The sequence below is a fragment of the Pseudoalteromonas sp. Of7M-16 genome (genome assembly GCF_022347805.1).
Lineage (GTDB): Bacteria > Pseudomonadota > Gammaproteobacteria > Enterobacterales > Alteromonadaceae > Pseudoalteromonas > Pseudoalteromonas luteoviolacea_F.
Genome location: NZ_JAKRFY010000002.1, coordinates 136,729 through 150,456, shown reverse-complemented (window position 1 = coordinate 150,456; position 13,728 = coordinate 136,729). Strand labels below are relative to the sequence as shown.

General features: G+C 41.9%; 10 protein-coding genes. 3 read left to right on the top strand and 7 right to left on the bottom strand.

Features of this window, described 5'->3' with window-relative positions; genetic code table 11:
• Positions 1–115: 115 nt before the first annotated feature.
• From MHN81_RS02615 to MHN81_RS02595, 5 genes are all read right to left on the bottom strand, one after another.
• Positions 116–1,135, bottom strand: coding sequence for a fibrinogen-like YCDxxxxGGGW domain-containing protein (locus MHN81_RS02615; protein WP_239424970.1), 1,020 nt, complete (start codon positions 1,133–1,135; stop codon positions 116–118).
• A 153-nt stretch (positions 1,136–1,288) separates the two neighbouring features.
• A complete protein-coding gene (locus tag MHN81_RS02610) occupies positions 1,289–2,083 on the bottom strand; it encodes a transporter substrate-binding domain-containing protein (RefSeq protein ID WP_239424969.1) in 795 nt (264 codons plus the stop codon).
• Positions 2,084–2,676: 593 nt separating this feature from the next.
• The gene (locus MHN81_RS02605; protein ID WP_239424968.1) at positions 2,677–3,198 is read right to left on the bottom strand and encodes a hypothetical protein; all 522 of its coding nucleotides are present in this window, start codon (positions 3,196–3,198) and stop codon (positions 2,677–2,679) included.
• 9 nt (positions 3,199–3,207) lie between these two features.
• The gene (locus tag MHN81_RS02600; RefSeq protein ID WP_239424967.1) at positions 3,208–5,274 is read right to left on the bottom strand and encodes an LruC domain-containing protein; all 2,067 of its coding nucleotides are present in this window, start codon (positions 5,272–5,274) and stop codon (positions 3,208–3,210) included.
• Positions 5,275–5,642: 368 nt separating this feature from the next.
• Positions 5,643–8,201: a serine protease gene (locus MHN81_RS02595; protein WP_239424966.1), complete on the bottom strand. Its 2,559-nt coding sequence runs from the start codon at positions 8,199–8,201 to the stop codon at positions 5,643–5,645.
• Positions 8,202–8,443: 242 nt separating this feature from the next.
• On the opposite strand from MHN81_RS02595, the gene MHN81_RS02590 reads away from it, so the two are divergent.
• The gene (locus MHN81_RS02590) at positions 8,444–8,836 is read left to right on the top strand and encodes a hypothetical protein (protein ID WP_023400377.1); all 393 of its coding nucleotides are present in this window, start codon (positions 8,444–8,446) and stop codon (positions 8,834–8,836) included.
• Between the two features lie 52 nt (positions 8,837–8,888).
• Here MHN81_RS02590 and zigA read toward each other — a convergent pair whose 3' ends face one another.
• Positions 8,889–10,097, bottom strand: a complete 1,209-nt coding sequence (gene zigA, locus MHN81_RS02585) for a zinc metallochaperone GTPase ZigA (protein WP_239424965.1) — start codon at positions 10,095–10,097, stop codon at positions 8,889–8,891.
• A 48-nt stretch (positions 10,098–10,145) separates the two neighbouring features.
• Positions 10,146–10,556, bottom strand: coding sequence for a TraR/DksA C4-type zinc finger protein (locus MHN81_RS02580; protein WP_239424964.1), 411 nt, complete (start codon positions 10,554–10,556; stop codon positions 10,146–10,148).
• A gap of 207 nt (positions 10,557–10,763) precedes the next feature.
• Here MHN81_RS02580 and MHN81_RS02575 point away from each other — a divergent pair, with 207 nt between their 5' ends.
• Complete coding sequence (locus MHN81_RS02575) at positions 10,764–11,885, top strand: NAD(P)/FAD-dependent oxidoreductase (RefSeq protein WP_239424963.1); 1,122 nt, start codon at positions 10,764–10,766, stop codon at positions 11,883–11,885.
• Positions 11,885–13,576 (top strand): nucleoside recognition domain-containing protein, encoded by a 1,692-nt coding sequence (locus tag MHN81_RS02570; RefSeq protein WP_063383413.1) that lies wholly within the window; start codon positions 11,885–11,887, stop codon positions 13,574–13,576. Before MHN81_RS02575 ends, MHN81_RS02570 begins: the two co-directional genes overlap by 1 nt.
• Positions 13,577–13,728 lie beyond the last annotated feature (152 nt).

Below are 13,728 nucleotides of genomic sequence, written 5' to 3'. Positions count from 1 at the left end.
AAAGGTATTGTTATATGTCCAAATTGTATTAGCGAAATGAATGAGCGAGAGTAAGCGACGCCCGCGATGGGGCGGCGCAAGGTTGGGCGACGCAGATAGCGTCAAACCCACTGTGTTATCTCATCCAAAGTAGTGCCCATTGAGACCCATTGGGTTCTTTGCCGTAACTACAAATTGCGGATCCTGAGGAGTGTGGTTTATAGGTGCCTCGTGCAACCCAACAATATGGTGCAAGAATATCACCTTGCCAACCTACGGTAGAGTCGGCGACGTTGCCACCCAGGTAAGCCGTGCCAACACATCCCTCATAAACGGTTGCACCAGGTTCCAATGATGTTGTACAGCTTGGTTTGTCTGAGTTTTTAGGCATTTTTTCAACACGATCTGACGCGCCCCAGTTGTAACGAACCAGCTCTAGTTCTCTTGCTGTAAAGTTCAGGCCATAGACGCTGTAGCCATCCGTGCAATTTGTTGTTGAGCAACTAACTTGCTCTTTTGCGTCAGAGAAAACGCTCAAGTCACCTTTATAGAGCCACAGTTTTGTTACATTGTTTGGGTCGGTTTCAGGAGTATCACCATACTCTTCAATGCGGTGTATGCCTCCTGGCTGTAGGCGCGGATAGCTACCAACTAGCGTCCATCCGCCACCATCTCTGGTCATATCACAATACACACTTAACTTTTCACCAGCATAAGTACTTATCTCATAAACACCATCACCTTGACTAAGTCCTGCATCAAGGATATCTCGACAACTTGTCACAGTATTTGGTTGTAGTGCAGTTAAGGTCCAGTCGCCTTTGCTGCCATTTGCGGCAAACCAAGTTCCACTATAAGTCCCTTGAGCATCTACATTACCTAAAAAGTACTGAGTATTTGAAGGCACTTTATTTGATAGTTTGAAATCAATAATATTGCCGCCTTGCGCGGTTTTTCCTGATAGGAATTGAGCACTAGTATGCGCCATAAAATGGGATTTATCCCCTAACAATGTGACCTCTTGCGTTGAGCCTGATTCAATGACACCGTTATGTACGTTATCAGTTGTGAGAACATAATTGCCCTCAATTGTCTGATTGGCAAAAACAAAGTGGCTTGCTAACAAGGAAGTTACAGAGAGTACGAGTAATTTCATATTTGTCCTTTAGGAATGACTGGTGTTAAAAATGGAGTCGGGCGGTGTACGACCACTTTCTGCTTTAACCATAATGATCTGCTGTGGCTTTTGTTCTGTACCGCAGTCTCATTTTTGAATGATATATTCCTTATCTAGAAATTAATTAATAATCTATCTTTTGTGCTCTTTTTCAGCTTGCATGTTTTTTTTCGCGGAAAACTCGCCATCCAGCATACGTTGCCACTGTTTTTGCAATTCACCCGAGTTTTTTAACTTTTTTAAGCCTCGATTAAAACTATCTTTGGTTGCTGTACTGCCCTCTCTTACCTTTGGAAAAAGGATGTGTGCTTGGTATTCTAGAAAAGGTTTGGGGTGAACTTGAATTTTGCTAGCCTGTTGTTGAGAAAAGTGTTGCTTGAGTAATGTTTGCATCGCTATTTCACTAAGTACGACCAAATCAACGCGTTCGTTAAGTAGCATATTTAAACTGAGTTGATCATTGCTCACCATTATGACATCCAAATCATCTTGAACAATGGCTTGATGGAACTCGGGGACATATTCATAACCGAGTATTGCGCCAATACGGTATGGTTGTAAATCTCGAATTGTCTGCCATTTAGGGAGAGGTGTCTCTTTTCTAAAATAAAGTTTTAGTGTGCCTTGATAAACATGATCGCTGCAGTAGAAGTCTTGTTGATATTGCGGTTCACAAACCCAATAAGATGCCATTTCAAATTGTCCCAGCTTTGCGGATTGAAAACTTCGTTTCCAAGGTAAGTATACAAACTCAACCTGTATTCTCTGTGTAGCCATAGCAAGACGAATAATGTGATTGACGAACCCGTCGTCGATTAATTGGTTGCCAGTAAATGGAGGGTAGTTGCCAGTTGCAACGCGAAGGGGTTTATCGCTTGATATAACCTGAAAAGACAAAAAAACCAATAAAACATAGCGTTTGAACATAAGGGTAGCTCAAAAAATAACCTTTATATATCTATGCAAGTTTAGTTCATAACTATGATGTTAAGATCATAAGCTAATTATAAACAAGTCAAATGTTGTGATTAAAAAATCGTCTTAATCAGCACGCTGCTAATTGTGGAGGTAATTTAAGTTTATGAAAAATATCTTCTTTTATATTTATAAAACTATGATGTATGTTTTCTACGGACATACCTCTCGTACTTGGAGGTTGGGAAAGAAGACAGGAAATTGGACCACGTTATGCAATGTGGTGTCATTCCATGAGAGAGGTTAAGAAAGTTAACCACAGCCTATTAACAAAATCTGTGGATAGAAATGGCACTTTTGGTGCGAAGTGCATCGTCCTATCGAAGAGCGCTAATTCATTAATTTCATTTTTTTTCAGGTTGTTGAGCACGCTAAGGCGTTTTTTCGTCATAAACAATGGATATCGGCTTTTCGGTCGGGTTTGGGTTGTGGCGAGGTAGAGTTTTAGCTTTATTTCTGTTTTCTAGGTCGACCTTATTGAAACAATGGTTCAATCAGGCAAGTGTTTAAAGTAGAGCATGCATTGGCATGCTCTACTATCAGTGCTAGTTAATGAGCCAAGATTGGTCTTGCTGACTGGCGTCTAGTTCCCAGCTATACACTAAAGGCTCTTTTGTTGTGCTGTAAAACCAAATTTCCGCTTTAAGTTTTTGCTCAGCATGAGGCAATTGGATCTGAGCTGAAAAGCCTGAGCTATCGAGTGGGGCACGTAAAAAGCAGTTGTCTGCATTGGTAATGCTCTCTCCTTGTTTGCAGATATTAACAAATGCACGCTCACTAACTAAATTTTCGCCTAAGGTGACCTGTAACGATACATTGCTTCTAAAGTCAAACGATTGGTCAACTTCTATACTACCGATCCCCTCTACCTGGCTAGTTTCACTTGTATTGTCGCTAGCTTGTGCATTTTCCGGTATAGCTGTGTCACCATTTGCTTTTGTCGGTGTGGAAGTTACAGTATTCGAATCGACTGATGCACTAGAGTTGCTTTGTCCGTCTGCGCCACCAGAACCGCCGCCACATGCAGTTAATGTAAAAGTCATTAAAGTGATGATGAACTTGTTCATGGTTTACTCCTAGTTTTGAGCTGCGTTATTGATGGTGTACTGGTAATTGGCCACTGGGTTTTCAAACCAAGTCACGTTTTTTTCACCAGTAGAAGAGGCAAATTCGACAAACTCTGGGTATGCTATTGACATGTCGACTCTTTCTTTTGGGTGTTGCCAATCTGTGTTGATGATTAATGCCCAAGGTAAGCCACTGGCTGTTTGAAAATATCCATTGGTTGTTGATGTATCATCACCTTGATCTAAGTAGCTGTTGTCAAATGCTTCTGTTGGGCTTTGATTCTTTAAATGCACTTCCCATCCGCGACCATTATTTGAGTCAACATAGGGGCCGTGATAGTGACCGTTTACCGCAAATATAAAGGGGTCTAGCTTGTCTACAGTTGCAATACTTGCGTTGTAACTAGTAGCGAGCGGCAGCGTTAATTCGAACGGAATGGGTGAGCGTTGGATGTCGCTGCAACCTTCTTCTGTTCTAAAGAATTTACATCCTTCTTGAGTTGGCACCATGTCTCTTGTGTTTGTAAAAATGACTGCGATAGCTTCATTGCGGTTCGCTTCAAGTGGACTATGTTGTGCAGCAGAACCATCAATTGTCAGTTGTAACCCAGCCTCATTTACATGGCTACGAGCGATATCTTTGAAGCGGATTGCAAATGCATTGTGGTATCCTGCGCCGACAGCCACAAGTGCACCTTCTACTTTGTATTGAACAACCTGATTACCAACTTGACCTGTAGTCGTTCTATATCTGACAACAACATCATTGAAATCGTAGTCACCAGTTTGAGGCCAAAGGTCTTCAAATGCCGCTGTTTGCCACGCGGTAGATGATTCAATCAAGCTGCTCGCTACCACGCTGATGGCAATATCTTCTACTTCACCATTGCCGACTCCACCAGTTGGCGCAATGTCACTGTTGTTTGATACTCTAAACCGTGCCCAAGTGTTGCCCTCAACAGCATCAACCGGGACCGGTACTAACACGCGGTTTTCACCGGCCACACCTGAAAACCCGCTGATAATTCTTTCAGATGATTGGAATTGACCATCTTGGTTCCAGTCTATCCACGCATTGACAAAGCCGTTAGTTGACAGAGTGAATGAAATCAGTGCGTCATACCCAGTTTCAATACTTGTAACAAAGCTTACGCCATTGTCGTCATCTTGCGCTTTTGGTAAATGCTCTGCACTAACACTGTCACCAAAATAGAGGTCACCTACGCTGTGGCGAGCACCGTTTTCGTTCAATGATGTACCATAGCTGTCTGGCGCATCTCCATAATCCATCGTGGGGTCTTCTCCTTCGTCAATGATAGGTGCAGTTGCACAGCGTGCACCATCATTGGTATTTGAGATTGGACCATAAGCAAATAACTGTGTATTTGATGGATCTTCAATGTTTACTCGGTAAATGTGACCGTCTTGATTACGACTAATGTAGAAGTTGTTCTCAACATCAAAGTACACAGCACCAAAAGTGCCTGACTGTCCGACGTTACCAAGGGAGGTGCTAGCGCCTGTAGTGACATTGATACGGTGTAAATTGCCCGCACTGTCCACACTGTATGCAAGGCCTGCTTCTCCGTTTGGTGCAAATGCCATATCAAAGATGTTTAAGTTGAGCGCACTGCCATTGATCACGCGTGTGGCTTGCAGGTAGTCGCCGCTGTTTTCGTCCAAAGATACACGGTATAAACCATATGAACCTCCCTTTTTATATACATAGTAGGCATTTTCATGGATAGCGACGTCACCGACATAAAAATTGGTATCAGGGAACCCAGTTGTGGTAACTGCTTCTAAATTGTAGTCTTTCCCGACTCGACCTACGTCTTTGCGACTATAGTCCCACCCGTATAAGTATCTGTCATGAAGGCTAAAGCCAAAGCCGTTCAACTTGTTATTAGTTCCTACATTTTGGGCAAATTCATTGTAAGCCCCTGAAACTAAATTGACGCCATACATAGAGGCTGTACTGCCTTGCACTAAGAACGCTTTAGACGGGCACGTATCGAAAGGGGTTGCACTGACACCTGCCGACAGCAAACATAAGCTGAGTAATCTGTATTTCATGTCTCTCTCCAACATATAAATTAGCTACGTTTGAGTTTGCAATTGAAATGCCAAATTTAAGTTGTTGAATTTGCTTGTATTTTTTTGTTTTTTTAAAATGAAATTGCAATTTGCGATGCCATTTAAAAATTTAGAATATCATTTTGATAAAAAGGGAATGCACCAAAAAAAACGGTTAAGTTGTTAAAAATAATACAAAATATTTGAGTTGACGGTTTGGTGACTTTTTCTAAAAAGGGAGGTGGTTTACTTAAACTAGCCTTGCCTGCTTAAGCCGGGTAGGAGTTGAAAAAATAGTGCGGTGATAAGGTAAAAAAGCCTTCATCGTGAACAGAAGGCTTTTATTATTTATCTCGAGTTTAGAGAGCTTATTTTACCATCAAGCGTCTGAACCCTACTAAAGAGAGAATGAACAAGCTGATAATGCCAAAAGAACCACTTGAACCGTTATCTTTTTCAACTGCTTGAGTCGTGTCATTAGCCTTAGCTGCAGGCGCTTTTACTGTGATGCTCATATTCTGCGAGTGAGTAAGACCAAATGAGTCCGTCACCGTGAATGTAAATTCAAGCGTTTCATCTTGAGTCACAGCTGGTGCTTTAAACGTGAGTTGCGCTTCGTCTTCCGGTAGGTCTACTGCTGTACCTGAGTTTTGCGCCCAACTATAAACCATGCTGTCACCATCAGGATCTTCTGCCGTGGCAATAATGGTAACCTCATCGCCCACCGAAACACTTTGAGTTTCACTTGTTACAGTGGCTACAGGGGCATTATTTTTGCTGATGTTTACTTTAAGCAAGTCAGTGGTGCTTGCCCCAAAGCTATCAGTTGCAGTTAACTGGTAGATGATTGTCAAATCTTGAAGTGCTTTGTCAGCTTTCATAGCCACACTGGCTTTGTCGCCAACCACTTCATTTTGCGCTGACAATTTAACCCAAGAGTAAGTGATTGCATCCCCCTCAGGATCTGTCGATGGTGATGCATCCAATGTAAATTCTACTTCGCTTCTTACGTTGATTTCGTCTTGTGCAAACATAATCACTGGGGCTTTATTCGCGGTGATGTAGACTGTGACCTGTGCACTGGTCGCTGCACCATACTCGTCAGTGACAGTTACCTGATATGTTTTAGTTTCATCAAGGGCTACTTTTTCTGCAGTGATGGCGAGCATGGCCTCTTCACCTAGCACAGTTTCCGAATCAGCCAAGTCGACCCACTGATATGAGATTTGATCTTGATCTGCATCTACAGACTGGCTTGCATCGAGTACAAATTCATGTTCACTTCGTACATTAATTTCAGTTTGTGTGAGCACAACTTGCGGATCTGCGTTTAAAAAGTTTGTAGAGATATTCTTTAAGATAACATTATCGGTACCCGCAGAAACGGAACCATCTTTTGAATACTTAAATATAATACGGTTGAGACCCTCATCTAAATTCACTGTTAAACTCTCGAATGTGCTCGGATCACCACTAATATTAACTAGCTCTTTACCGTTATGATGCACAGTTAGAAAGTCGAAATTTTGCTCACTGGAGATGAGATAATCAAAGTTAAACTCGTTAATGCGAGAGTCGTTAACTTCTGCTTCTGCGACTAAATAAGTCGTTTGCGTGCCTGATGTGATTTCTGGGTTTTCGTTTTGATCTGAAATGTCACCACTGACCAATACATGTTCGCCAGCGTTAGTGATATCTGTTTTCCATGTCGCATCGCCACCAGTAGACCATTGAATAATTGTGGAGGTAGACATGTGCTCAGCTATATTGTTGTCAGTCTGAGCGACTTTATAAAAGCTAAAGTTTTCAGTGAATACACTGTCTGTTGGTGCTGTTATCGTTACATCGATATCGTAAGTACCATACTTGACCTCATCAAGTGTAAGAATAGAAAAGGTACATTCTTGACTAGGTTGTAGTGTTGAATTTGAACAGTTATGGCCAATCACGAGATTGTCTGAGTGATTTTGTAATCTAAAATCAGAAATGCTGATAGCGTAGTCTAGGGTATTCTTAAATGTCCCGTCTATTTGTGCCGAAGGTTGGTCTGGAATAATAGCGATGGTGCTGTCTGTATTAAATCCAAAGTCAGTTAATTTAGTTTGAGTCCAAAACTCTAAAGATGCGACATCGGCGTAAACACCAGGTTTATTTGGTAGTGCACAACCTTCACCCCAGCTAACAACTCCGACTTGGACCCACTCGTCATTTCGCTGCACTATAAGAGGCCCGCCACTGTCACCTTGACAAGAGTCTTTACCACCATCTTCTAACCCAGCACACATCATGGTATCTGATATATCACCATTGTAATGGTTGCTATCATTACAAATTTCGTTAGACACGTAGGGAACGTCAACTTCACGTAACTTAGAGGGGCTCTCACCGCCAGAGCTAAGTCGGCCCCAGCCCATGACTTTTAAATTTTCACCGGAGGAGATGCTCGCTCTTACTTGTGCATCTGCTAGCTTAATTGGTGCTATGTTTTCAACTGGTCGGTCTAGCTCCAAAACGGCAATATCATTATTGTATTGGTAAGAATGATTGTATTGCTCATGCATCACAATCTTGGTGACTTGATATGTTTGCCATTGTGATGCTTCAGAAAGATCATGACCTTCAAATTTTACAGTAAATTCATTGGCTTGCCAGTGTTCTACACAGTGACTAGCAGTCAGTACTTTATTGTCGCCTATAAAGGATAAACCACACCAATGTGTACCATTAAGGTTTAGGCTCCCCATAAAGGGATATGAAAAAGGAGCAGCCTCCTCTCCACCGACAATGCGAGGTTCCATATGGTTCATCAACTGAGACGTACTCTGAGTCGAAACCTGTTTTAAAGGGGAGATTTTATCAATGGCATAGCCTGCAATTGGTGTTGCCGCCGTGGCAAGAAGAATAACTCCCTGTATTTTACCGAGCATAACTTTTCCTTTAAATTGTAATGTGTTGAATTTCATGGGTAATTTACACTTGTTCGTGCTTTGTTAAGTCGTTGTTGAATTATGTTTATTGCTTATTCTACAATCTAATATGTTCCATTTAAAGATACAGTTGCTAAATTCGCATCAATTTTTATGACAAATATATAAAACTAGATTATGTTAGGCACAGTATAAATTGTATTAAATGCCAGTTAGGTTAAATAAGACCTCAAGGAGAAAGAATGAAATTTGAACAATTATTGAGCCACTTTGATACCGGGATCTGCATTGATCAGCTGCAAAAAGAGTCCTTATTGGACTTGGCTTTACTATTTATTGGTGTTGACGGCAAAATTGATGAAAGCGAAAAGCGTGTTGTATATGAATGGGCCAATCAATTGCAGTGGAATTCAACAATCGCACTAGAAGATTATTTGGAAGACAGCCTAAGTAAATCCATTTTGGCAGTACAACAAAATGACATAGAGTCATTTATTCAGCATCGAATGCGTCATATTGTGGATGCGCCTATGAGAAAGTTTGTAAAAGAACTTGTAATCAAAGTGATTGAAGCCGATGGGAATGTGGATCAAGCAGAGCAACGCGCGCTGGCTATTTTAGAAGCTGAACTATAACTCGGCATTTTAAAAAGGCAGGGCAGTTAAACTGAACCTGCCTTTAATAACACTAATTATTTACCCATTGCGGGAAAGGATCAGGCAATGTGGTCCATAACTGCATTCCAAGCGCCATTTCTTCTTCACAGAGTAAGCAGTTGTCCAGCATCTCAATGATTGCTTGTTTATCAAGCTTTTGACCAATAAATACAAGCTCTTGGCGCATATCTCCAAAAGGTTCTTCCCACATCGCTTGTATTGCGTCGAGATAGTCAGGATCTGTCGGCCATTGCTCTTGTGGTACCGCTTTCCAAAATAGGCCCGCCATGCCGTATTGGGCCATGCCTCCAGCTTGATTCCAGCTGCCAGCATATTGAGGACGCGAGGCTAACCAAAAAAAGCCTTTTGAACGTATGAGTTTACCTTCTTTGTCTATATTATGCAGAAACTCATAAAACCTCTGTGGATGAAAAGGTATTCTGGCGGTGTACGTAAAGCTGCTGATCCCAAACTCTTCGGTTTCCGGCACGTGCTCGCCGCGAAGCTCTTTTAGCCAGCCTGGCGCTAGCTGCGCTTTTTCAAAGCTAAATTTTCCAGTTGCGAGAATTTGTTCTAGGGGAACTTGACCATTGAGCGCTGGAATTTGCTTGGCTTCAGTATTGAGGGTACTTAAGATACTTTGCAAGCGGCGCAGCTCGGTAGGAGAGACCAAATCGGTTTTGCTAATGACAATCACATCTGCAAACTCTATTTGATCTACCAATAAATCAGCGACATTACGGAGGTCATCCTCCCCTAAGTTTTCGCCAACTTCTTGCAATGATCTGGCTTGATCGTAGTCATTTAAGAAATTGAGTGCATCTACCACAGTGACCATGGTATCTAAGGTTGCGATGTGAGAGAGGCTTTGTCCTTGCTCGTCCATAAATGTGAAAGTTTCAGCGACTGGCAGAGGTTCTGAAATTCCCGTCGACTCAATGACTAGATAGTCATATTTACCATCTTTAGCAAGCTGGTTTATCTCTTCGAGTAAGTCTTCTCTCAGTGTACAACAAATACAACCATTACTCATTTCGACTAACTTTTCTTCAGCACGATTAAAGCCAATTTCATTTTTAACGGTTGCGGCGTCGATATTGATCTCACTCATATCGTTTACAATAACGGCAATTTTTAACCCATCTCGATTATTGAGTATGTGGTTAAGTAGTGTTGTTTTACCCGCTCCAAGAAAACCGGAAAGCACTGTAACAGGTAATTTTGACGGTGTATGTGGCATAACTTGCTACCCTCTTAGTTGCTGTGACAAGAGGCCCGTAGCGTTTAGCTACGAGCGGATCATATGTTCCTTCATTTCTTGGCAGGCTTTGACATCAATACAATACTCTGCCGTTGGCCTTGCCATTAGTCTCTGAATACCAATCGGCTCGCCTGTTTCAAGGCAATATCCATAGGTACCTAATCGAATTCGCTCAAGAGAAAGTTGAATTTTGGGCAGGAGCTTTTGCTCTCGTTCGACAATACGCATGAGTAGCTCACACTGTTCCTCCCACGATGCGCGATCATTAAAGTCGGGCAGATCAGGCGGGTTAAGCATTTCTTCTTTAGCTTCCTTGATCCTTTCTCGGGTCGTGTCATGTAGCTCAATGAGCTTTTCTTTGAAAAAAGCGAGCTGCTCTTGGTTCATATACTCAGATTCTGGTGCTTGAATCATTTTTTCTTCTGTAGATAAGGTCATAACCAATTAGCCATTATTTTGAGTTAATTGTTATGTTATAACATAAATTAAGGTTTTAACCATGAGATTTGCAATGGATGCCTATTCTAAAGGTGTTCATTAAAAGGATTACTTTATAAATACGATGAATTCTCATTACCATTTGTGTATTATTGTTTTGTTATATTGTATCAATTGTTGGTTATTAAGAATGCAGGTGGATCTTAAATGATAGAAACGCAAGTTGTGATTGTTGGCGCAGGACCCGCAGGTCTTGGCTGTGCGGCGTTATTAAAACAAATGGGGATTGAAGACAAAGATTTAATCGTCCTAGAACGCGGTGAAATAGGGGAGAGCTTTTTGAGATGGCCCAAAAGCATGCGCTTTATCACCCCTTCATTTCCAAGCAACGGCTATCATCAAACGGATTTAAATGCGATTACACCTGATACCTCTCCCGCATTTAATGCAGGGAAAGAACATTTGAGTGGGAAAGAATATGCGGCCTATTTGAAGATGGTTGTAAAGCACTATCAAATTGACGTCGAAACTCATACAGAGCTGAATAAAGTGACTTCTTTAGGCCCCAGTGACGGTTTTGAGTTGCAAACACATAATTCACATATTCGATGCCAGTATTTAATTTGGGCTGGTGGAGAGTTTCAATCTCCTAATACTCAAAGCTTCACAGGTGCCGACTTATGTATTCACAATACGCGTATTCGTAGCTGGGAAGCCCTTGATAAAGGCCATTATGTTGTGATTGGCGGATACGAAAGTGGCGTTGATGCAACTTTCAATCTCGCCAAATTGGGGCATAAAGTCACGTTGTTAGAATGTAGTCACGATAGCGAACAGACTTATGACCCTAGCAAAGTACTATCACCTTACACCGCAGAGCGTATGTCATGCATAGCAAAGAATACTGACATTGATTTTAACGGGGAGTTTGAAGTAAGTGCCGTCTACAAAGAAGGAGACGCTTTTGTGGTGCAGTCGACAGACGGCGAGGAAATTCGCACTCCATTTCCACCAATCAACTGTACTGGGTTTGAGATCGATTTAGGGCCCGTTAGTGAGTTTTTTGTCTATCAAGATAACGGTTATCCATGGGTGAGTGCTTTTGATGAATCGACGAAGCTCAGAAACTTGTTTTTGGCTGGACCAAGGTTATTTCATGACCCAACACTGTTGTGCTTTATATATAAGTTTAGAGGCCGGTTTGCTGCACCTTGTAGTGTCATTGGCTCGGAGTTAGAGCTAGATATGTCCATCTTAAAACATTATCGACAGGCTGGTATGTTGTTAGAAGATTTGAGTTGCTGTCAGCAGCAGGAGTGTTTCTGCTAATGGAGCAATTCATTGATGTACAGACCTTTTACCCTGAGAAAAAAAGAAAAAACAATTGGCTACTAATAGGAAAGGAAAGCGTTGGTAAAACCGCGTTAACAGAAAACCTCGTAGGAAAAAAGTCAAATAGGAGCAATTTTCAGGGCAGCTCTTTGTTTTGCCAAGAGTACAGCTGGAATGGTCAAACGATTACCGACACACCAGGTATCCAGACCAAGATGGACAGCGTAGTGACCTCTCAAGTGCTCAGTCGTTTAAAGGTCAGTGAGCATATTATTTTGACCGTTAAAGCGTCTGATTTGGCCAGTGATCTATCTGATCTCTGGCATTTGGTGCAAGGACAAAGTGGGATAGTGATATTAACTCACTGGGACATGGTAAAGCATAGAGCTGACGTGCAACAAGAGCTGGTAAAGCTCAGGAAAAGTACTGAACTTGCTTGGATCACCGTTGACAACCGACATATTTCATCTCAACAACTTCAAGAAATCGAGCATGCACTGGGCAATCCATCTCGGTTTCCAAAACATCCACCTAAACTGTTGGCGAGCTGGTCAGTCAAACCAAAAATATTGTTCTTTGAACAAACAGGGTTGGCGCCGCTTATATCTTTTCTGATATTGGTGTTACCCGCTTGGTTTGCAGTGACAAACGCGAATGCATTTGCCGATTGGCTGTACCCAACGATTGAGCAGCCAGTTAATTTAATTAAAAACAAGCTGTCACTGTTACCTGAGCCGTTAAATCAAATGATGATTGGGGATTATGGTCTAGTCGCAATGTTGCCATTTTTAATCTTGTATGCGCTGCCAACCGTGGTGATTTTTTCCATTATTATTTCACTATATAAAACGACTGGGCTTATAGACAGGCTGTCTTATCGACTCGACCCAGTGATGCATAAAATTGGTTTAAGTGGTCGCGACTTGGTGCGAGTAATTATGGGATTTGGGTGCAATGTGCCTGCGATTATCCAAACCCGCAATTGCTCTTGTTGTACACGAGGCAGTTGCGTATCAGCAATCTCTTTTGGCTCTGCTTGCTCTTATCAATTGCCTGCTACTGTGGCGGTGTTTTCTGCGGCAGGTAAACCTTATCTAACCTTGCCTTATTTAATTATTTTGGCTGTGACGACTTGTATTTACTTAATTGTCACCACGTCATCAGCACAGAGAAAAGCAGCAGCATCTCAAAACTTGTTAAATCGAGGTTTTTTACAACCACCAAATTGGCGTTTTGCCATGAACGAAATGAGTGACGTTATCCGCTCCTTTTTTACCACTGCATTTCCTTTGTTCATTGTTATTTGCCTTGTGGCAGGTTTTTTGGCTTGGCTTGGTGTTTTCGAGTTTCTCACAGTGTTAATTGCCCCTTTTATGAGTGCGATAAATCTACCTGAAGGTGCAGCTATTGCGGTGATCCTCGGTGCAATTAGAAAAGATGGATTGGCCATTGGTTTGATTGATAGTGGCGCTCAAGGTGTAAAGTTGGCTGAAGTAACCGATCTTCAATTGTTGTGTACCGTTTATTTAGCGGGCGTGATGTTACCTTGTTTGGTATCGCTTCTGACCATCATTCGCGAAATGCGATGGCAATTTGCAACGCAAATGGTGATACGTCAAATATCTTGGGCGATTATATTTACCATGTCTATATCTTGGGGATTTGCTTGGGTTATGTATTGGCTGTAAACAGGCCAGAGAGAAGTATTGAACAGCTCATCTGAGCTGAGAAGTTGGGGCAAGTTGTCTTGCAATACTTGGTTGTTGTTTGGTAATTCAGTGAACCAATAGGAGCGAGGGCATATTTCCTTTTTATGTGCATATTTCGCAATATAGTTGTC

Bases quoted from the DNA above. Each gene is read 5' to 3' on its own strand.
- MHN81_RS02615 (WP_239424970.1), bottom strand. From the start codon at position 1,135: ATGAAATTACTCGTACTCTCTGTAACTTCCTTGTTAGCAAGCCACTTT.
- MHN81_RS02610 (WP_239424969.1), bottom strand. From the start codon at position 2,083: ATGTTCAAACGCTATGTTTTATTGGTTTTTTTGTCTTTTCAGGTTATA.
- MHN81_RS02605 (WP_239424968.1), bottom strand. From the start codon at position 3,198: ATGAACAAGTTCATCATCACTTTAATGACTTTTACATTAACTGCATGT.
- MHN81_RS02600 (WP_239424967.1), bottom strand. From the start codon at position 5,274: ATGAAATACAGATTACTCAGCTTATGTTTGCTGTCGGCAGGTGTCAGT.
- MHN81_RS02595 (WP_239424966.1), bottom strand. From the start codon at position 8,201: ATGCTCGGTAAAATACAGGGAGTTATTCTTCTTGCCACGGCGGCAACA.
- MHN81_RS02590 (WP_023400377.1), top strand. From the start codon at position 8,444: ATGAAATTTGAACAATTATTGAGCCACTTTGATACCGGGATCTGCATT.
- zigA (WP_239424965.1), bottom strand. From the start codon at position 10,097: ATGCCACATACACCGTCAAAATTACCTGTTACAGTGCTTTCCGGTTTT.
- MHN81_RS02580 (WP_239424964.1), bottom strand. From the start codon at position 10,556: ATGACCTTATCTACAGAAGAAAAAATGATTCAAGCACCAGAATCTGAG.
- MHN81_RS02575 (WP_239424963.1), top strand. From the start codon at position 10,764: ATGATAGAAACGCAAGTTGTGATTGTTGGCGCAGGACCCGCAGGTCTT.
- MHN81_RS02570 (WP_063383413.1), top strand. From the start codon at position 11,885: ATGGAGCAATTCATTGATGTACAGACCTTTTACCCTGAGAAAAAAAGA.